Origin of the sequence: Cyclobacterium sp. SYSU L10401 (assembly GCF_010993705.1) — a bacterium.
Classification (GTDB): domain Bacteria; phylum Bacteroidota; class Bacteroidia; order Cytophagales; family Cyclobacteriaceae; genus Cyclobacterium.
Window position 1 is genome coordinate 299,544 of sequence record NZ_WOFO01000001.1, and the last position, 21,830, is coordinate 321,373.

Consider the following 21,830-nt stretch of genomic DNA (forward strand, 5'->3'; position numbering starts at 1 on the left):
AAGAATGGCTGAGCACAATGACCTGGGAAGAGAGGCGGAACAACTTGCCAAAAGTTGGCTTGAAACCAAGGGGTATGCTTTTGTAGAAGCGAATTACAGGTACAAGCACGCCGAAATAGACCTGATCATGACCCATAAAGGGATCATGGTTTTTGTAGAGGTCAAATTTCGAAGTGGAACGGGGTACGGGTATGCGGAAGAATTTGTAGATTACAGAAAAAGGCAACTGATCATAAGGGCCGCAGACAACTATATTTTTGCCAAGGATTGGCACCATGATATCCGCTTTGACATTGTGGGAGTTTACCGGGACAGGCATGGTCACATAGCCTTCAGACACTTTGAAGATGCCTTTTACTGATCAATTGTTGCGGTAAATCAAATTCCCTTCCTTATCCCACTCTGCCCGGATATAAGGTTTGTATCCATTGGTGAAAGCTTCTGATTGGTATTGAATTTCCCGCTTTTTTACTGTTTGATCATTTTCGGTAGACCAATACTCTGTCCACAATCCTACTTTTTCACCATAGCTGTATTCACCGGTTACAGCGACCTGACCATCAGGATAGAAATGGTAGAAGTTTCCTTCTTCTAAATCATATTCTATTGGCGTGAGCTTTTCAATTTTTCTTTCCCCCCTGTTGTAATAGGTAATTCTGGAATCCTTGGGCCATCCTTCCTCATAATGGCGCTTGTCCTGCAGGATATTTTTGCCATCGAATGTCATCCAGCGGCCATGTTTGGTGCCATAAAAATACATGCCCTTTTCTACAACCTGATCGCCAACCCGCCTTTCATAAGGGCCATGCAGCAGGTATCCTTTGGAAGGGCTGAAACCAGAGTTTTTGATGGCTTTGTTTCTGGAGTCATACCAATATATATCCCTGATGTAGGGGTCAGGATCCCTTTTGGTTAAGGTAAAGTGAAATACCTGGTAGGTAACCTGATCCCTGAAGCTACTTTTAATCAGGGTTTTTTTAGTTTTTTCCCCGAAGTAAACGTTTTTTTTCCGTTTTTTCTTTTTGGATTTTTTATCCTCCTTTAAGTCGTCCTCTGCATCAGAGAACAGCAAAACAGGTGTTGAAGAAGGCAAAAGCCGGTTGCTGACAACCCCTGAGGAGTCAGGATCGCTGGTATTTGCCTCTTCCTGACCATAACCCTGCATGTAGATCATCCACACCAGTCCGGGAAGGAAGTAAATAAACTTTTTCATGACATGCTAAAAACGTTTTTCTTCTGATTTTATTTTGAATGATTCCTGCCCAATACAGGCGGTCATTTACCGAATTCAATTAAAGCCGCTTTCAAAACTGTCCAAAGATTTAGGAAAGATTGGCATTATGCTTAATTTTGCAAACTAAAAAAAAGCAAGGGGAAGTCCTCAGCCTTTTTTCAAATTTTGGAATAAATAAATTTATAAATTTCTGATTGTCAAATAAAAAAGACCATACATGAATTCCATCCTATCTGATCGCATCAACAACATGGAAGAGTCAGCCACGCTGGCCATGGCAAAAACTGCCAGAGAATTAAAAAACCAGGGAATTGACATCATTGGCCTGAGTCTGGGGGAACCGGATTTCAAAACACCCAAACACATTCAGGAGGCGGCCAAGGCAGCCATAGATGAAGGAAAATATTTTTCTTATCCTCCGGTGGCTGGATATCAGGACCTGAGGGAAGCGATTGCCAAAAAACTAAGGGACCAAAATAACATTGTACAGGCCAAAGCTGAGAATATAGTCGTTTCAACCGGCGCCAAGCATTCGATAGCCAATGTATTCATGTGCCTGATCAATGAAGGAGATGAAGTGGTGATTTTTTCACCTTATTGGGTGTCTTATTCTGAGATTATTAAATTGGCGGGTGGGGTACCTGTGTTGATAAAAGGCAATCTTGAAAATAATTTCAAAGCTACTGCAGATCAGTTAAAGGAGGCCATTACAGATAAAACCAAGGCGGTTATATATTCTTCTCCCTGTAACCCTTCGGGTTCGGTTTTCAGCAAGGAGGAACTGGAGGCGATTGCAGAGGTGATAAAATCTAAAGAAGACCTGGTTGTTATTGCGGATGAAATTTATGAGTTGATCAACTTTACCGGACAGCACGCTAGCATAGCCGCTTTTCCGGGAATGTTTGAGCGCACCATAACGGTCAATGGATTTTCTAAAGGTTATGCCATGACAGGCTGGAGGGTAGGTTATATCTGTGCCCCACTTCCCATAGCGAAAGCATGTGAGAAAATTCAGGGGCAGTTTACTTCAGGTGGTACGGGCATAGCGCAAAGGGCAGCTTTGGCCGGGCTTACCGGAGATCAAAAACCATCTGAGGAAATGGCAGCTGCCTATCTGAGAAGAAGAGACCTGGTTTTGCAATTGCTTAAGGATATTCCAGGTATCAAGACCCATGTTCCTGAAGGTGCTTTTTATTTCTTTCCCGATGTCTCCGGCTTTTTTGGAAAAACTGCAGGAGATTTTAAAATTGAAACAGCCGATGACTTTTGCCTGTACCTGTTGAATGAAGCCCATGTTTCTTTGGTGACCGGAGCGGCCTTCGGAGCCCCTGAATCTGTAAGGCTATCTTATGCGGCCTCTGAGGACGAACTGAAAGAGGCATTGAAAAGAATGAAAACGGCATTGGAAAAAGTCAAATAAAATACACACCAAGCCCTGGAACATTCCAGGGCTTTTTTTAGGAAAAGCATGCAGGCAATTGTAGTCACACCCGTTAAGGATGCGCTGGGCCCTACTTTGGAAACCATTAAGGCAGTAAAAAATGCGAGAGGCAATTTTTATTATTGGGTTTTTAATGATTACTCTACCGATCAAACCAAAATAGCACTGGAGTCGGCGCAAAGAGAATTGGGTTTTCAACTGGTGCACCTGGAAGAGCTGACCCAAAATCCCTCTCCCAATTACAAGACAGTACTGCAATTATCCCAAAAAAACGCACTTGAAGCAGGTTTGCCTTTGATCATTGTGGAATCTGATGTAAAGGTGCAGCAGGACACCCTGACTGCCCTGGTCTCATTTGCTCAGTCCAACCCTCGGACGGGGCTAGTTGGGGCCATCACCCATGATGAGGAAGGGAAAGTTAATTTTCCTTACCTGAAATTTAAAAAATATAAAAACAAAGGTTCGGTGAAGACCGATCGGAGCTTGAGTTTTTGCTGTACCCTGATCAGCAAGCCTTTTTTAGAAAAATACGATTTCAGTAACCTGGATAAGAGCAAAGATTGGTATGACACCCATATCAGTTATAAATCGCTTGAACTGGGGTTTGAAAACCATGTGCTCATGGACCTGCCGGTATGGCACAGGCCCCATGGTAGCAGACCCTGGAAGCAGTTGAAATACAAGAATCCTGTTTTGTATTATTTTAAAAAATGGTTTTCAGGGAAAGATAAAATCTGATTGCTATCCTTGTTATTGCTATTTTAGAATATAAACAGATCAGGCTGGAATGGCATGAATTTTTCCCTTTTAGCAATTAAAAAGGTAATTTTTTACTTAACTCCTTACTGAATAGCAAATATTTTGATATGATTATTTTTATAAAAAATTATTTTAAACTTGATTTTGGTTGATAGGTCAATCTGGCCCTGGATTATGGAAAACTGCCAGTTCTTTATTTCAGAGAGATAAATATATTTACAAATACGGCACTTAAAAATAAAAATTATTTAAATAAATAGACAAAAAATTTAATTTAATTGTGTTTTTTCAATTTGATTTCCTGAATCTCCAGGCTGGCCTTTCGGAAAAAGCAGGTAGTTTTTCTTTTTCTGTCCAGGATGAATGACTTTCTGCCAGAGGCCTGGAAATGAAGTCCATTGTAATTATTTCTTTATATTATCGAAAAATACAAAGAATTAATTTTTGTTTTATTGTCACAAAAATGTTTACCTTTGTATCGGGTGATTAAGCAACTTTTTGTACTTATCTTTTTCTTATATTTAAAAAGGAGGTTATTTCGAAATGATTTTTACTAACCTCCCTTTTCCTTTGGAACCTCTCCTGACTTTTTACCCCTTACATGAATGCTCGCCGATGGATACTACCTAAACCTACATGCATGAAATTTCTTCTGTTCCTAATTTCTTCAGCTGTCTTTTTCACGGTAAATGTTTCTGCCCAGTCCACTACTGACAGCACTGCCTACTATATTTCCTACCCCGAAAAACTAACTGGCAGGTTTTATTTTTCAAGAAAATACACCGGAATGGGACTGAAGAAGGAGGAAAGGGATTATTGGTACATGCCCAATTCCACCCTCAATATGGGGGCTGGTCTGACTTACCAAAACCTGACTTTAAATCTGGCTACCGGGTTTGGTTTTTTAAATCCGGAAAGGGGAAGGGGAGATTCAAAATACCTGGATTTGCAGGCCCATGCTTATCCTAAGAACTTAGTGATTGATCTTTTCGGGCAGTTTTATAATGGTTATTATTTAAGTCGTCCAGAGAATTACCTGAATACATCGGAGTACAATGTTTTTCCCGATATGAAAATGAGGAAAGTGGGTGCCTCTGTACAATATCTGTTTAATGGCGACAAATTCTCTTACCGGGCGGCCTTCCTTCAAAATGAATGGCAGCAAAAATCTGCCGGCTCTTTCCTGGCGGGCTTCGAAATATATGGCGGGCAGGTCCGTAACCAAAATGGCATCTTGCCTCTGGCCGAACAAGGAGAGCTTTTCGGTCAAATCAAATTTATTGAGTTTGGACCCAATTTGGGCTATGCCTATTCCCTGATCATAAAAAAGCATTTTTTCATTACCCTGTCTGCTGCTTCCAGCTTGTCATTGGGGCGCACGGCCATGCAATTTGAAGCTGAAGGGCAGAGAAGTAACTGGGGCATCCGGCCCAATTATTTTTTAAGAGGATTTACGGGATACAACTCCGAAAAGTGGTCTGTTAATGTCAACTATGTTTACAACCAGGTCAACCTTTCCCCGGTAGCAGGGTATAAGGTGAATGCGGGTACCGGAAACTACCGGTTAAACCTTATTTACCGATTCAGTCCCGGTCCCAGGCTTTCCCGCAAACTGGAATGGATAGACAGCCTTAAGGCCCGTGTGCTTGGAAGGTGATTTTTGGAAGATCTTTTTTCTACCTAAACCTGGGTATCCTTTTCGGATGACAATATCCAAAGAAGCTGTTTGTTATTTTTATTTAACAAAATAGACATGCATTCTTAATCTGTTAAAGTATTATATCTTTTTGTATTTTGTTCAATTTGCAATAAAATATCAGGTTTAGAGTGGTATGTTTTTGATACTTACAGTATTATAGGAAATTTAGGTTTAAAACTATAAAGGTAAATTTATGGTGCAGGATTTTACTACAATTGGATTTGGAAAGGTGCTTATGCTGGTCATGTTCCTGCTTATTTCAGGGAGTATGGAGGCCCTGGCACAAAGCAAACAGGTAAGCGGGAAAGTCAGCTCCTCTGAAGATGGGCTGGGGATTCCCGGTGTAAATGTTTTGATTCAGGGAAGCCAGACAGGTACGGCTACCGATGTCAATGGAGATTATTCCATTCAGGTTTCAGGTGATAATCCGGTATTGGTGTTTTCCTATATTGGCTTCCAGACCGTGCTGGAAGAGGTGGGAACCCGGTCGGTAATTGACCTGGAAATGAATCCCGACGCATCTGACTTAGGGGAAGTGGTAGTCACTGCTTTAGGAATCAGGAGAGAGGAAATCTCTTTGGGGTATTCAATTGAAAGGGTTGGTGGGGAAGAAATGACCCGGGTAGCCCAGGAAAGTTTCCTCAATGCCATGTCAGGAAAGGTGGCAGGCGCCACGATCAGTACCACCGGTGGCACCGGGTCCTCTGTAAGTATGGTGATCAGGGGAGCTACCTCCTTAAGTTCTGATAACCAGCCGTTATTTGTGGTGGACGGTGTGCCCATCGCCAATACCCTCAACAACGTTTCCTCCGTAGGTGCTGAAAACAGGGTAGATTATGGCAATGCCATTTCCGGATTGAACCCTGATGACATCGCCAACGTCACCATTCTTAAAGGCCCCAGTGCAGCGGCCCTTTACGGCTCAAGGGCAGGAAATGGGGTAGTTTTGATCACCACCAAGACAGGTCAGGTAGATAGGCTTACAGTAAACCTTACCTCGAATACCGTTTTTGATGTACCTTTCAAATACCTGAAATGGCACAGCAAATTTGGTTCAGGTCAATTTTCAGCCATTCCGCCCGATATCAGTGGCACTCCGCTGTCCAATCCTTTCGGAACACTGGTACAGGAAAATGTAAATGCAGCATTTGGACCTGAATTGGATCAGGGGTATGAAGCGATACAGTGGAACAGCCCGGTAGATGAAGATGGCAATAGGATCCCTACCGAGCTGGTTTCTTATCCCAATAATGTCCGCCATTTTATGCAAACCGGTATCACCACATCCAATGGTTTTTCTGTATCCAACAGTACCAGCTCCATGAATTACAGGGTTTCCTATTCCAATATGCGAAATAGGGGTATCATTCCCAATTCGGATCTTTTCAGAAATACCCTCAATATCAACTCGACCATGAAAGTCAGTGATAAATTTTCGCTGAGTACAAATATAGATGTGAGTAGGAACAATTCGGACAACAGGCCGGCTGGAGAGAGGGGGACAAACCCGCTTCAATGGGCCTATGAAACCTCTCCTCATGTAAATATCCTTGAACTGAAAGACTATTGGCTTCCCGGACAGGAGGGCTTGGAGCAAAAGACAGTGGATGCTGATCAGCCTACCCGAGTCACTAACAATCCCTATTTTCTGGCTAATGAAGTGAATAATAGCTTTACCAGGGACCGGGTTTTTGGTAATATCAAAGCAGACTGGCAAATCTCACCTGCTGTAAGTTTCTTTGCCCGATATGCCCTGGACCTGTATAATGAGACCAGAGAGAGTAAAATCGGCCGCAGCTACAGTCAGGAACCAGAAGGTGCCTATGGGATCACCGAATTGCATGGGATGGAAACCAATGCTGATTTTTTATTGACCTATAACAAAGACATCAATGATTTTGGATTAACACTTTCGGGAGGGGGAAACATGAGGTATCAAAATGGAAGTAGCCTGTTTGCCGGTACCACACCGGGTGGTGGCTTGATCACACCGGGCGTCTATACCATCCAAAACATCTCTCCAGATAACATTCAATATAACAATTCCCGGTTTGAGAGAGGTATCAATAGCCTCTACAGCCTGGTTAATCTGGCTTATGACGACATGGTTTACCTGGACCTGACGGGTAGGGCTGATTGGTCAAGTACCCTTCCGGATGCCGAACCTTATTTTTACCCTTCAGCTTCCCTGAGTCTGTTGATCAACAATATGATAGAGATGCCCCGGCAATTCAGCATGCTGAAACTGCGAGGGGGATATGCTTCTGTGGGAAATGATGCCAATCCTTATCAGCTGATAGCGGCCCTTTCCAATGCCGGTAATTGGGGAAACCTGCCCCGCCTTTCTCTGCCAGGTACTTTGTTGAATCCATCCCTAAAGCCTGAAATTGCGACCTCCTATGAGGCCGGTCTGGACTTGAATCTGTTTGAAAACCGGGTTCGGTTTAGTGGAACGTATTATATGGTAGAGAACAGGAACCAGATTTTCAGTACAGGTCTTCCTCCTTCCACCGGCTACACTTCCAAAAACATCAATGCAGGGCTCTTGCAAAGCAAGGGGATCGAACTTACCCTGGGAGCTGACCTGGTAAAGAATCAGAACTGGAACCTGACCACCAGCTTTAACCTGACCAGAAACAGAACCAGGATCCTGGAGTTGGCCGATGACCTGCCCTACTATACCCTGTGGACAGATGCCAGGGGCGGTGCCTGGACCTATGTGGGAGAAGAAATAGGGGATATTTATGACGCGCAGGTGGTCACCGTGGAAGATCCCGAGTCTCCCTATTTCGGATTCCCTATTTTGGATCAAACCGGGAAGTGGCAGGATGTGGATGCCGTTAACAGCAGAAACAAGATCGGTAATTTCAACCCGAAATTTATTATGGGAATGCAAACTTCCCTTTCCTACAGGAATTTTCACCTGAACCTGACCTTCGACTGGAGGAATGGGGGCGATTTTGTTTCCCAGACTTACCGATTCGGAGAGGAACATGGAAGATCCCAGATTTTTCTGGACAAGTTGATCAATCCCGGAGAAATGCAGGGGCAGGAATTGAGGGATTTTCTGCTGGCCAATAAGGAGTCCATGATCCTGATCAACGGCAATAATTTCCCATTGGTAGGTGGACCCACTCCTGAATATAACAGCTACCCTTTTACCTTTGGTCCCTTTACCCTTCCTTATGGGGGAGTTTTCATCCCAGGGGTTTATGCCACCGCCTTTGATGCGGATGGCAATCCTACGGAATTTGCCGAAAACCTGGGAGAAAATATTGGGCAGCCCGGTGGAACCCTTACCCTGCCGTATGCGGGCAGTACAGCCTGGAGCTTTGCGCGGGCCTTCCTCTATGATGCTTCCTTTGTAAAGCTTCGCGAGGTGTCTTTTGGCTATGATGTGCCCATCAGGTGGGCCAATAGGCTCAAAATGCAAAACCTAAACTTCTCTGTTTATAGCCGAAATATCATTTTGTGGACGGCAGCCAAGATCAATGTGGATCCTGAAATGGCTTTTCAACCACAGGGAGGAGTTCAGGCAGGGAGCCAGTTTAAACAGGGAATAGAAAGGTGGAATGTGATGCCCTGGGTGATGCCTATTGGTTTTAAGGTGAACGCCACTTTTTAAGGTCTCTTGTGGAACTAAAAACTGAACTGAAATGAAAAGAAAAATAAATATCATCGCATTGATCATGGCCCTATGCACTTTTTCCTGCCAGGAAGACCTGATGGAAATGAATATCAACCCCAATGGTGCCAACCCGGAAACAGCTAATCCCAACCTGGTGCTCTCCACGGTGCTGACAGAGGCAGGAAAAACCGTTGTCAACCTGGGTTATGGAGATATTGCCGGGGTCATGCAGCATACCCAGAAAGATGGTTGGGCTGGTGGACACAACCTCTATGAATGGAACCGAAATAACAGTTGGGCCGGGTATTATGGCATCCTCAGAAACAATCAGTTTGTGTATGAGAGAGCTGTTGAATTGGATCAGGAATTGCAGCAGGGAGTCACATTGGTCATGAAGTCCATGATGTTTGGCCTGATCACTGACCTATGGGGAGACGCCCCCTATTCCCAGTCCCTGAGAGGTGCAGCAGGTACTCCTGAAGCCACTTTTCCTGCCTTTGATACCCAGGAAAACATATACCGGGGGCTCATTCAGGATTTGGAAACTGCCAATCAATTGCTCTCCAAACCACTGGCGGACTACAACAGCACCATTGAAGGAGCCGATGTGTACTTCAATGGTGATCCATCCAAATGGAGAAAAATGGCCAATTCCCTGAAGTTGAGGTATTACCTGCGGGTTTCGGAAAAGCTTCCTGATTTTGCCAGAGAAGGAATAGAAACCATCGCAGGTAATCCGGAACAATACCCCATTATCACTGATCCGGGAGATGATGCTACCATGCCTTTTGCCGATAACTCAAGCAGTACCAGCTGGCCGGACAACACCAGGTTTGATGCCAATGAAAGCAATTACCGCAGAATAAAGATGTGTCAAACCCTGGTGGAAGCCATGCGATCAAAGAGCGACCCCAGGTTAGGGGTATGGGCCAATAGGGTGCAAATCCCGCTGGTAGTGGATGAAAACCTGCCTCCCGGTACCGACAGGATTGAAAACAACCAAAGATTGCTTTCTCCGGATGTTTTGGAGGAGAGGAATGTGGCACTGGAAGATATCAATCAAAACCCCGATTATGTGGGTATTCCTCCGGGTATACCCGGGCCACAGGTTTATAACCTGAGCCCTGATGCCAACCAAGCGGCCTTCAACCCTCACGTTTCCTGGCTGAATGATATTTACCGTGAACCCAACGGTCCTTTGTTAAGGGCTAGGTTGATATCCGCATCGGAAGTAAACTTTATACTGGCGGAAGCGGCCTTGAAAGGCTGGTCCGTAGGCAATACTGCTGAAAATTACTATCAGGCCGCGATAATGGCTTCTTTTTCCACCTGGGGCCTTGCGGATCAGGCAGCGGTATATTTGCAAGAGGAAGAGGTACAATTTGACGGATCACTGGAACAACTGATCGAACAAAAATGGATCGCCTCCTGGACTGCAGCGGCCGAATCCTGGTTTGATTATAGGAGGACAGGATACCCACAACTCCAGGCCGGCCCATTTGCCATTCGCTCAGTTCTTCCGGTTCGCTTTTACTATATGATTGATGAAAGAAACCTGAACCCCGGGCAAACGGAAGGCGCCATGTCCAGGTTAGAGTCAACCATTTTTTCAGAGGTGGATGGGGAAAACAGTGCCTGGTCCAGACCCTGGTTGATTCAGGGGACCGGCAAGCCCTGGTAACAGAAGCTATATTTGGAATTCCAGGTGCCCAATCAGGCACCTGGAATTTTTTGTTTTAGGAGGCATTGATTTTGAATTAAAAACAATTTGCTAAATTGTAGCGGTTTTTATTTCGTCTGTATATGTATTTACGTAAGTCATTGATTATTATAATCGCAGGATTTTTCAGTATGCTTTTTTCCTGTACTAAAAATGTATCACTCACCCGATTGGTGCCTGCAGAGATCAGTGTGCCCAATCATGTGCAACGGCTCCTTATTGTGGACAGAACACAACCGGAAAGCCAGGGAGTAGCCATTATCGAGGGGATTTTGACTGGAGAAGCTCCCTTTGAAGTAAAGAATGCCATTGATGCTACCTTGGCCACCATACAGCAGGAGCTCAATACTTCCCCCCGGTATGAGGTGATCCGGGCAAGGGAGCGTTTCAAGGGCGGCCTTTTTGCACAGACCTTCCCGCAGCCACTGAGTTGGGGACAAATTGAATCACTTTGCCAGGCCTATGATGCTGATGGGGTATTGACTTTGGAAAAATTCAGTTCTGATTTTGTGGTCACCGATAAAAAGGTGACTATCAAAAAGCAGGTTGGAACCGGCGATGAAAGTAAAACGATAGAGGTTCCGGGCATACAGGCTGAGGGAGTAGCTTCTGTGCAGGTTGGGTTCAGGCTGTATGACCCCCAGACCAGAAATATCGTGGATCAGGGAGACTTTGGAAAGACCAACCTCTGGTCGGCCGAGGCAGAAACCAAAACCCAGGCCCTGGCCATGTTGATCGATAAAGTACAGGCTACCCGTTATGTGGGGCAAATGGCAGGAGCGGCCTATGCCAGAAGAGTGGCCCCGGTGTATTTGAACATCAACCGTTCCTTTTATGCCAAATCCAAGAAGAACCCAGCACTGGGCGTAGGCGCAAGATATGCTGAAGTCAATGAATGGGAAAATGCCATCCAAGCCTGGGAAGAAGGATTGTCCCTGCCATCCGATGCCAAAACTTCCGGGAAGCTGTGTTACAATCTGGCTTTAGGTCATGAGGTTTTGGGAGACCTGCTCAACGCCAAAGATTGGGCAGGAAAAGCCTATACCCTTTATGGATTTAAGGGAGGCAGAACCTACGCCAGGGAACTGGACCAAAGGATGCTGGAAGAGGAGATGGTCAGGGAGCAACTTGCCCCTGCCCAGTATTGATTCCTTAATCATATGCACCAGGCAGGACCTGATTTTATCCTTTCAATATTGTTTTTGGGGAAATATCAGTTGGTCTATGGCCCACTGCCCACTTCCCTTGATGATCAGAAAAATGGAGCCTAGCATCATGGCCCAGTCCGTGCGGCTGGCATGCATCATGGACCAAAATCCCTCATTGGATAAAATCTGAGTCTTGGTGGAGGCCAGGGCCACGATCATGATGATCAGTGTGGGAATGGCTGCCAGTCGGGTCAGCAAGCCCAGTAGAATCAAAAGCCCGCAAAAAACTTCAAACCCGCCCACAAAATAACCCAGAAATTCCGGTTCGGGTAGGCCGATCTTTTCAAACCTCCCCGCCCCCCGAAGTGAAGGGAAAAGGAATTTTTGGATGCCTTCGGAAAGAAAGACTACTCCTAACATCAATCGGATAAGAAAAGTAGATTTTTCATGTCCGGGAGTCAATAATTTTTGTTTCCAATTCATTATAAAGGGTTTCTATGTCATGCTTCTTTTTAGAAGTTGCGCATTGGCAGCTACGATGATGGTGCTGAAACTCATAAAAACAGCTCCTATGGCAGGGCTGATGACCAATCCTGGAATAAAACCGGTGGCTAATGGAAGGGCGACGGCGTTGTAACCGGTCGCCCAAATCAGGTTTTGGATCATTTTTTGGTAGGTGGCCCTGCCAAACAGGATGAGTTTGGCGATGTCTTTCGGGCTGCTATTGACAAGGATGATGTCTGCCGTTTCTGCAGCCACATCTGTTCCTGATCCTACGGCTATTCCCACATCTGCCTGTGCCAGGGCCGGAGCATCATTGACTCCATCGCCGGTCATGGCCACAAAGTAGCCTTCTTTTTGTAATTTTTTTACAATATCCACTTTCTCATCCGGGAGCACCCCGCTGTAGTATCCATCCAGTTTCAACTCATCGCTTACAGCTTTGGCAGTCTTTTCATTGTCCCCGGTAGCCATAAACATTTTCATTCCCTTTTCCCTCAGCAAATTGATCGCAGGAAGGCTATCCTCTCTGATTTTGTCAGACAAGGCAACAAAACCAACCAGGTCCTTGTCCCTAATGACAAATACGATCGTTTCGGCTTCATTACCCTGACTCTTTTCCGGTATAGAGATGTTGTTTTCCTCCAGGTAGCCCGGGCTCACCACTTTCCATTTTTTCCCATCCATTTCCCCCTGTATGCCTTTTCCGGTAAGGGCTTCAAACTTTTTCACCGGCTGGAATTCAAGTTCCTTTTCTTTGGCTTTTTTCACAATACCCATAGCTATGGGGTGTTCAGATTCCTGTTCCAGAGATGCGGTATGTGCGAGAAGCTGGTCTTCGGTCAAATCATCGGTTAGACTTTCAAAACGGGAGACCCCAAAATTACCTTCTGTCAAAGTACCGGTTTTATCAAACACCAATGCAGTGATTTTCCTGGAGTTTTCAAAAGCTGTCCTGTTTCGAATCAGTAATCCTTTTCCTGCGGAGACAGAGGTAGAAATGGCCACTACCAAAGGAATGGCCAGCCCCAGAGCATGGGGACAGGAAATGACCATTACCGTTACCATGCGCTCCAGGGCAAAGTCCCAGGGTTTGCCTAAACTGATCCATACCAATAAGGTAAGGGTTCCGGCACCCAAGGCGATAAAGGTCAGCCACCGGGCTGCCAAATTGGCCAGATTTTGCGTTTTGGATTTTGCTTTCTGGGCCTCTTCCACCAGGCCTATCACCTTGTTAAGGTAGCTTTCTTCACCGGTTTTTTCCACCTTCACTTTGAGGGAATGGTTGCCATTTACTGCTCCACCAATGACCTCGTCTCCTTTACTTTTGCTGACAGGCTTGCTCTCTCCGGAGATCATGCTTTCATCCAGGTGACTTTCTCCTTCCACAATGGTACCATCCGCCGGAATTTTTTCACTGGCTTTTACCAGTATAAGATCCCCTTTTTTTAGATCTGAGACTTTAACTTCCTTTATTTGCTCTCCATCCAGCAGGTGGGCTTCGGCTGGCATCATTTTTACCAGGAGTTCCAGCGAGCGGGAAGCACCCATGACCGATTTCATTTCAATCCAATGCCCCAGTAACATGACCAGGATCAGGGTGGCCAGCTCCCAGAAAAAGTCCATGCCTTCCAGACCAAAGACCACGGCAGAACTGTAGGCATACGCTACGGTAATGGCCACGGCAATCAGGGTCATCATTCCCGGATTTCTATCTTTGATTTCTTCTGCCAGACCTTTGAGAAAAGGCCATCCCCCATAAAAAAACAGGAGGGTAGAGAGCCCGAATAAAATGTATTTGTCTCCCTGAAAGGCCAGTTCAAAACCAAACCATTGCTGGATCATTTCAGATAGGGCAAGGATAGGCACCGTCAGGACCAGCGAGACCCAGAAACGTTTTTTAAAATCCCGGATCATCATCGCATGGTGATCATGGTGGGAATGCTTGTCATGATCCGAACCATGATGCTCATGATGGGAATGTTTATCATCACCGGCTTCATCGTGATGATGCGGTTGTTTTTTGTCTGCTTTCATGATTTTTCAGGTTTTTTTGCTGGTTATTACTTGACTGTTGACAGGGTTTTTAGTGATTATGGCCAGCCATATCCTTTGATCCGGAAGGGCTGTTTGCTTTCATTACCTGCGCTCCTTTTCTATAGGTTTCCCTTACTTCGCCGCAGCGGAGCATGCTTTCTCCAAAATAAGGGTTGAATATTTCCTCCTTTTCACTCAACCAATAAGCCCCTTCATCGCCAAAAGCCATGGGGCAATATTGCCGGTAGACGGTGTCTTTTTCCAATCCGAAAGATTCGGTAACTTCCAGTATGCTTTCAGAAAGCGACATGAATTGCCGGCGAACAGCTTGAAGGCTTTCTGCTTCCTGAATGCCCTGAAGGGCTTTTGCCGATTCATCTTTCAATGCCATCCAATGGTCGTGTGCGTCTCCTTCTACCAGCGACATGTCTACCTTATCCAGTGCCGCCCGTACCTGCTTTCCGGCATCCCTGGCCCCCTGAGCATCGTCATCTACCAAGGCATTTTTTAGTTCAAAATAGGCCTCAGCCACAATGGTCAATTGCTCACGGAAGGATTGGGATACCTCCAGGGTTTTGGGTTCAGGACGTGCCATCATGCTGTAATTGCCGGCGAGTTGCGCAGCTGCATCTATGGAAAAAACGCCGTTGGTTACGATTTCTTCGCCTGCCTCCAAACCTTCGATTACCGGGTATTCTTCCCCTATCCGGGAGCCAACAGTTATTTCACGCATCTCATAGGCAGGGTATTCGGCACCTGCAACTTTCACGTAAACTACCGACCGCTTACCCGACCAGAGCAATGCGGTTCGGGGAATACTGACGCTGGCCTGGTTTTCCTGCCCACTGGCTGCAATTTTTGCATTGACAAACATTTCAGGCTTGAGCAGCGCCTTTGGATTGCTGGCAACTGCACGGACTTTTATAGTCCTTGTATCCGGATCCAGGACAGGATCAATATAAGCTATACTGGCCTCAAATACCTGGCCGGGAATTCCTGCGGCAGTGAATGACAGGGCATCCCCTTCGCGAATAGCGGATAAATCCGATTCATAAGCATCCAGCATGATCCAGACCCGGCCGAGGTCTACAATTTCAAATAAAACCGATCCGGTAGCTATATAATCTCCTTCAGCCACCTTCCTCTGGGTCACGATACCGGATTGTTGGGCCAGTACATCAAAATGCTCCACTAATTCTTCCTGGTTTTCTATGTTCCTTATCTGATCAGCTGTTAATTTCCACAAGCGCAATTTTTCTTTGGCGGCGGCATATATTTCCGGAAAATCAGCTTTACTTTCAGCAGCTTCCCTCAATTCTTTCTGTGCATTTACCAGTTCAGGAGAGTAAATGGTGGCCAGTTTTTCTCCCTTTTGGATCGCCTGTCCGGTAAAATTGATGAATAACTTTTCTATCCTTCCGGGATATTTGGCAGTGATAGAGGAAATGTTTCTTTCATCTGGCTTTACCTTACCACTAAGAAGCAGTTCTCCTTTGGATAATGATTCTTTTACCCTGGAAGTGGCGATATTCGCCATGGCCACAGCACTATTGCTCATTTCGAAAACCATTGGGTCATCGGATGAGCTGGCGGATTTGGATGCTGCAGGGATCAGGTCCATGCCACAAATGGGACATTGCCCCGGCTCGGATTGCCTTACCTGGGGATGCATGGAACAAGTCCATGTTTCGCTATGCTGATGGTCTGATGATTCGGTGCTTTGATTATCTGATGATCCAATGGTCTCATGGTTTGATGGTTTGATGATCCAACCTAAGAATGCACCGATTAGTAAAGTACCTATCAGAATTGACAAATTTGACCGATTGATCCCATTCATGATTTCAGGTTTTTAATGGTAGAAGAAATAATCTTTGAAAGAATTTTTTTAAGAAATAGTATTTCTGGTAAAAGTGATTCAGGGTCTGGATAACTTTTACTTCTCAGACATAACAACAACCAATATTCAATCTCATCTGCCTCCTTCATGGCTATGATGCATTTAGCGGCAAAATCTTTGCGACTGTGTGCATTTTGTGCTTCCCTGATGTTGGAACCTATGGAAGTACTGCTTTTTAATAATTGCCGGGCAATTACATACTTTCTTTTTTCTTCAAGAATCTCTTTATACTCTATGATTTTCAATGCAAAATCAAAACTTAGTTCTAAAATTTCATTTCTTTTTTCCATAACTATTTTATCTTATTAATTGATAAATCATTCAATTATCATATAATCTTATCATTGCACCATTAAATCATCAGACCATCAAATTCCTGCCAGGTTTTCGAGTTGGGCCAGGCTGTTGTGCTTGTCCACAATCGCCATGATGCGCTTTAGCTGATAGTCCAGCAACTGCTGCTGCACCTGCAACAGGTCTTCAAAAGCTTTCCCATCATTGGCGTAGGCCGTCATGAGCAGGTCCAGGGTTTGTTCTGCCAGGTCGGTTTGTTTTTGATAGAGGTTTACCCTACGATCCGCATCATCCCAATCCCTTAGGGCATTGCGCCACTGGGTGGAGAGTTGGTTGATCGTATTTTCTTTTTTCTTTAGGCTGGCTTCCTGATTCAGTTCAGCTGCTTTTTCCATGGACTTGAACTTTTTTCTGTATATGGGAAGCGTGATTTTAAGCATGGGCATGACCATGTTGTTGCCGCCCATGTTCATGCCGTTTTCCGTTCTCGGGCTAAAAGCCATGTAGTTGACACCTGCGCCCATCATAGGCCTTCCCTCCAGTTTTGCCATTGTTTTTTGTGAGGCATAGGCAGCACTTTCAGCATCCAGCATTTTCAATCGAGGGTTGTACCCCTTGATGCTGTCCAGCAATTCCAGGCGGCCCCGGTTTAAGGGTTCATTTGCTAACATATCAGGCAGTTCCAGGCCTTCTTCCGGATCCCTGTTCAAAAGCTCGTTAAACTCAGCCACCAATGCCTGTCGTGTATCGCTCAATAGGGAGATGGCATTTTCCAATTCGTTCCGCTCCATTCTGATCCTTAATACATCTCCCATGGAAGTGGAACTGGATGGCATGGGAGTGGCTGAATTCATGGCTTTATCGGTAGGGGAGTTTGATCCGCCTGGCCCACTGCTACTGCTTTGGTACCTGACCAGTGCCAGCCTTTCGTATTTTTCCAGGATGCTGAGGTGAGCTTTGGTGATCTTTATTTCTTCATTTAACCGGGAGAGTTGGTGCCAGGCTTCTTTTACCTGATACAGCAGCTCATTTTTCACCATTCTGAAAGCTTCATACCTGGCCTGTGCCATTTTACTGGCTTCATCCTTCCGGATGCCGAGGCTGCCAAACCAGGGAAACATTTGCATCAGCTGAAGGTCCGCATGCTGGTTGCCCATCAACCGTTCCATGGGCCGGATGAATAAACCAATGCTCAACTCCGGCTCAGGTAAGGTACCTGCCTGAGGGACTTTTTCCAGGGCAGCCAGGTATTCATGAAAGTAGGCCTGAACTTCCGGGTTGTTTTCGGCTGCAGTCAGGAGATGGTCCTCCAGTGTCTGGGCCTGGAGCCTGCAGGTTAGAGATTGGAAGGTGGACAAGAAGATCAGGATGGACACCCACCTATGGGCTGGAAGGTCAAAAACGAGATTCCACCAGGCTACAACTTTCAGTCTGCATCGGATCCCCTGCCGGCTCCAACTTCCAACCTCCAAATCATTTAGTTTCTTAATCATATCTTTAAGCTTTAATTTTTCATTCCTTCCATTCTATGATCCAATCAAGCATCTTTATATACCTCAGTATCGAGTTTCACCTTATTCTCCGCCCTCCAGCTGTACATTACCGGTACCAGGAAAAGGGTTACCAATGCGATGACCATTCCTCCAAAAGCCGGAATGGCCATGGGGATCATGATGTCCGACCCTCTTCCAGATGAAGTAAGGATCGGTAAAAGGGCCAGTATGGTGGTGGAGGTGGTCATCAGACAAGGTAAGATTCGTTTTTGCCCGGCAGCCAAAACAGCCTTTCTTACTTCACTCCTGTTTTCAGGTCGGCGTTTTTCAAAACTTTGGTCCAGGTAGGTGGCCATCACCACCCCGTCATCTGTGGCAATGCCAAATAGGGCGATAAAACCTACCCAGACTGCTACGCTCAGGTTATAGGTCTTCATCTGAAACAAATTCCTCATTTCTGTGCCCCAAACAGAGAAATCCATGAACCAGCCCTGACCATACAACCAAAGCATGAGGAATCCCCCGGCAAAGGCCATGGCAATACCCATAAAAACAAAAAGGGTGGTGAAAGCTGACCTGAATTGGAAGTACAAGAGGAGGAAAATGATGATCAGGGAGAGGGGAACCACTATCGCCAGTCTTTTCTCGGCCCTGAGCTGGTTTTCATAATTTCCCGAAAACTGGTACCGAACTCCTGAAGGTACGGTCAGCTCTCCTGAATCGATTTTTTCTTTCAGGTAGCGTTGGGCATCTTCCACTACGGTTACCTCTGCAAACCCGGGCATTTTGTCTAACAACACATAACCCACCAAAAAACTGTCTTCAGATTTGATCATATCCGGTCCTGGCCGGTAAGTGATTGCTGCCAATTGGCCTAAGGGAATAAACTCACCGCCAGGCATGGGTACCAACATGTTTTCTATGCTGGCGGGGTCATCCCGGTATTCCCTGGCATAACGTACCCGGATGGGAAAGCGCTCTCTTCCCTCCACTGTAGTGCTGACGGGCATCCCTCCAATGGCCGTTTCCACAAAATCCTGTACGTCCTTAATGTTCATACCATAGCGGCTGATCCTATCCCTGTCGATGTCTATCTCCAGATAGGGCTTCCCCACAATGCGGTCTGCAAATACCGCCTGCTCCTTTACAGAGGGGACCTCTTTAAGGTGTTTTTCCAGCTCAAAACCAAAGGCTTCTATGGTTTTCAGGTCCGGGCCAAATACCTTGATCCCCATCGGTGCCCGCATCCCGGTTTGCAACATGACCAAACGGGTTTCTATCGGTTGTAATTTTGGTGAAGAGGTCACACCGGGAAGATTTACCACTCCGATGATTTCATTCCAGATGTCATCCGGACTTTTGATATGCTCCCTCCACTGCCGGAAGTAATTTCCACCGGCATCCGGAATCAATTGTTCCCTACTGATCTTCGCCGGCTCATTGGATGCAGGATCATAGCTTTCTCCATTTTTCAGCAGGAAATGGTCATCCTCATTTACTTTAAACCTGAGCTTGTTCCCATTGATATCCGAAGCGTATTCACTTTTGTAATTGATGGTGTTTTCAAACATGGACAAGGGGGCAGGATCAATGGCTGTTTCAGCCCTTCCGGCCTTGCCCACCACCATGTCTACCTCGGGGATGGCATACACCAGCATGTCCAGTTTTTGCAGGATTTCCCTGTTGGCTTCCACTCCCGAATGAGGCATAGAAGTGGGCATCAGCAGGAAGGAACCTTCATCAAGGGAAGGCATGAATTCCTCTCCCAAGCCAGGAAAGGTATGGGAGAGGGCTGTCCAGCCGCCACTGTTTTTTATATCCCATCCCACCTTTTCGGTGGACTGGGGAACAAAGGAAAAAACCCGCTCGAAGCCCAGCCAAATGTTAAGTCCGAGGAGTATGATCAGCGCAGGGGCCAATAGAAATACCCCTTTATTATTCAGGCACCAGAGCAACATTTTGGAATAATTCCTGTAGAAGACAATAAATGTTCCCAGGACCAGGCCGATGATCAGGGCAATGAAAAGGAAGTTGACCAGCAGGCTTTGCGAAACACCCAGGGGAACCCATTCCATGGCCAGCAACCAGGCCACCGCCAGGACGGTAAAGCCTACTTTCATGATGTTGCGGTATGGCTCCGCCTTTTGGGGAAAATAATACAAGGAAAGGTTGATCAGGGCAAAGCCGGTAAGGACTATACCCGCCCATGTCCAGACGGTGAAAGCGACGAGCAGGCCAATGGTCAACAGGACGAAGTTCCAGATCAGTCCGGTTTTTTTGTTACTTTTTCTGATGGAAAATATCCAATGGGAAAAGCTGGGCATGATGACCAGCGTAAATATGACTGCCGAAATCAAGGCAAAAGTCTTGGTATAGGCCAGCGGACCAAAGAGTTTGCCCTCGGCAGCCTGAAGGGTGAATACGGGCAAAAAGCTGATAATGGTGGTGCTAACTGCCGTAAGGATGGCTGAGGCCACTTCGGTGGTGGCTTCATAGATGGTTTTTAATTTTGATTGATCTTCAGGCGCCTCTTCCAGATGGCGGAGGATATTTTCATTCAGGATAATCCCCAAATCCACCATGGTGCCAATGGCAATGGCGATACCGGAAAGGGCCACAATATTGGCGTCTACCCCAAAATACTTCATGAAGATAAAGCACATCAATACGGCCAGGGGCAGGAGAGAAGAAATCAATAGAGAAGCCCGCAGGTTAAAGACCATTACCATGATCACAATGATGGTGATCAATACCTGAAGGCTGATGGCCTGGTAAAGGGTACCCAGGGTTTCATAAATCAAACCTGTCCTGTCATAAAAGGGCACAATGCTTACTTTAGAGACCGTTCCATCTTCCAGGGTTTTGCTGGGTAAGCCCCCCGTGATTTGTTCTATTTCTTCTTTGACGGCATCAATGACGGCCAGTGGGTTTTCTCCATAGCGGGCAATGACCACCCCGCCAACGGCTTCAGCCCCCGCCTTGTCCAGGATACCGCCCATATTCCTGGGTTGGGGACCTATATTTACCCGGGCTACATCTTTGACCAAAAGGGGTACATTGTCGGTTACCTTTACTACGGCACGGTCCAGGTCATTGAGTTCTTCCACATAACCAAGTCCCCTGACAAAGTAATCTACCTTGTTGATCTCAATGGTATTGGCCCCTACATCGATATTACTGTTCCTGATTGCTTCCACCACATTCATCAGGGATACGCCATGGGCCTTTAAGGCATCCGGATCTACGTCAATTTGGTATTCTTTGATATATCCCCCTACAGAAGCCACTTCAGCAACGCCCGGTACACTGCTCAAGGCATAGCGCACATAATAATCCTGGATGGCCCGCAATTCATGCAGGTCCCATCCTCCGGCAGGTGCGCCTTCCTCGTCTATTCCCTCCAGGGTATACCAAAAGACCTGTCCCAAAGCAGTGGCATCCGGACCAAGCCTTGGCTGAACATCATCGGGAAGCAATCCTGCGGGTAAGGAGCTCAGTTTTTCCAAAACCCTGGACCGGCTCCAGTAAAATTCCACATCCTCATCAAAAATGATGTAGATGCTGGAAAAGCCAAAAGCCGAGCTACTACGGACACTGTTTACGCCAGGCAAGCCCAATAGGGCGGTGGTAAGGGGGTAGGTGATTTGGTCTTCTACATCCTGTGGGGACCTTCCCATCCACTCGGTAAAGACGATTTGTTGGTTTTCACCAATATCGGGTATGGCATCCACCGGCACGGGATCCCGGGGAATAAAGGACAAATCCCAATTAAAAGGCGCCGTGGCGACACCCCAGGCGACGATAAGTACCAAAAGGAGGACTGTAACCAGCTTGTTCTCCAAAAAGAATTTGATGATTCGATTGAGCATTTTTCAATAATTTGATGATGGAAAGCAAATACCGGGAGAAGCCCTGTGTAGATAAGGGCATAGGCATTGAGCGGCAGACAGCTCAGCATGGACCTACCATGGCGCCG

14 protein-coding genes are annotated in these 21,830 nt (G+C 46.1%); 7 read left to right on the forward strand and 7 right to left on the reverse strand.

Annotated features, from left to right (window positions below; genetic code table 11):
* Window positions 1-4: 4 nt before the first annotated feature.
* A complete protein-coding gene (locus GL182_RS01230; RefSeq protein WP_163377749.1) occupies window positions 5-361 on the forward strand; it encodes a YraN family protein in 357 nt (118 codons plus the stop codon).
* Here the strand turns inward: GL182_RS01230 and GL182_RS01235 are convergent, their stop codons facing one another.
* Window positions 362-1,213 (reverse strand): toxin-antitoxin system YwqK family antitoxin, encoded by an 852-nt coding sequence (locus GL182_RS01235; RefSeq protein WP_163377750.1) that lies wholly within the window; start codon window positions 1,211-1,213, stop codon window positions 362-364. It lies immediately after the preceding gene.
* A gap of 238 nt (window positions 1,214-1,451) precedes the next feature.
* On the opposite strand from GL182_RS01235, the gene GL182_RS01240 reads away from it, so the two are divergent.
* The 6 genes from GL182_RS01240 to GL182_RS01265 all read left to right on the forward strand — a co-directional run bounded on the left by GL182_RS01240 (window position 1,452) and on the right by GL182_RS01265 (window position 11,629).
* Window positions 1,452-2,654: a pyridoxal phosphate-dependent aminotransferase gene (locus GL182_RS01240; RefSeq protein WP_163377751.1), complete on the forward strand. Its 1,203-nt coding sequence runs from the start codon at window positions 1,452-1,454 to the stop codon at window positions 2,652-2,654.
* Between the two features lie 48 nt (window positions 2,655-2,702).
* Entirely contained in the window at window positions 2,703-3,413 is a 711-nt protein-coding gene (locus GL182_RS01245; RefSeq protein WP_163377752.1) for a glycosyltransferase, read from the forward strand.
* Between the two features lie 661 nt (window positions 3,414-4,074).
* Window positions 4,075-5,091 carry a DUF4421 domain-containing protein gene (locus tag GL182_RS01250; protein WP_163377753.1) on the forward strand — a complete coding sequence of 339 codons (1,017 nt, stop codon included), beginning with the start codon at window positions 4,075-4,077 and terminating at the stop codon, window positions 5,089-5,091.
* A gap of 235 nt (window positions 5,092-5,326) precedes the next feature.
* On the forward strand, window positions 5,327-8,758 hold the full coding sequence (locus tag GL182_RS01255) for a SusC/RagA family TonB-linked outer membrane protein (RefSeq protein WP_410492702.1): 3,432 nt from the start codon (window positions 5,327-5,329) through the stop codon (window positions 8,756-8,758).
* A gap of 31 nt (window positions 8,759-8,789) precedes the next feature.
* Window positions 8,790-10,442, forward strand: coding sequence for a SusD/RagB family nutrient-binding outer membrane lipoprotein (locus GL182_RS01260; protein ID WP_163377754.1), 1,653 nt, complete (start codon window positions 8,790-8,792; stop codon window positions 10,440-10,442).
* Between the two features lie 122 nt (window positions 10,443-10,564).
* Complete coding sequence (locus GL182_RS01265; protein WP_163377755.1) at window positions 10,565-11,629, forward strand: DUF6340 family protein; 1,065 nt, start codon at window positions 10,565-10,567, stop codon at window positions 11,627-11,629.
* 42 nt (window positions 11,630-11,671) lie between these two features.
* Here the strand turns inward: GL182_RS01265 and GL182_RS01270 are convergent, their stop codons facing one another.
* The 6 genes from GL182_RS01270 to GL182_RS01295 form a co-directional block, all read right to left on the reverse strand.
* Window positions 11,672-12,112 (reverse strand): DoxX family protein, encoded by a 441-nt coding sequence (locus GL182_RS01270; RefSeq protein WP_205603561.1) that lies wholly within the window; start codon window positions 12,110-12,112, stop codon window positions 11,672-11,674.
* A gap of 12 nt (window positions 12,113-12,124) precedes the next feature.
* The gene (locus GL182_RS01275; RefSeq protein WP_163377756.1) at window positions 12,125-14,167 is read right to left on the reverse strand and encodes a copper-translocating P-type ATPase; all 2,043 of its coding nucleotides are present in this window, start codon (window positions 14,165-14,167) and stop codon (window positions 12,125-12,127) included.
* Between the two features lie 49 nt (window positions 14,168-14,216).
* On the reverse strand, window positions 14,217-16,007 hold the full coding sequence (locus GL182_RS01280) for an efflux RND transporter periplasmic adaptor subunit (protein WP_163377757.1): 1,791 nt from the start codon (window positions 16,005-16,007) through the stop codon (window positions 14,217-14,219).
* Window positions 16,004-16,357 carry a four helix bundle protein gene (locus GL182_RS01285; RefSeq protein WP_163377758.1) on the reverse strand — a complete coding sequence of 118 codons (354 nt, stop codon included), beginning with the start codon at window positions 16,355-16,357 and terminating at the stop codon, window positions 16,004-16,006. The genes GL182_RS01280 and GL182_RS01285 overlap by 4 nt, the downstream gene beginning before the upstream one ends.
* Window positions 16,358-16,435: 78 nt before the next feature.
* Window positions 16,436-17,854, reverse strand: a complete 1,419-nt coding sequence (locus tag GL182_RS01290; protein WP_163377759.1) for a TolC family protein — start codon at window positions 17,852-17,854, stop codon at window positions 16,436-16,438.
* Between the two features lie 44 nt (window positions 17,855-17,898).
* Window positions 17,899-21,723 (reverse strand): efflux RND transporter permease subunit, encoded by a 3,825-nt coding sequence (locus GL182_RS01295; protein WP_163377760.1) that lies wholly within the window; start codon window positions 21,721-21,723, stop codon window positions 17,899-17,901.
* Window positions 21,724-21,830: the final 107 nt, after the last annotated feature.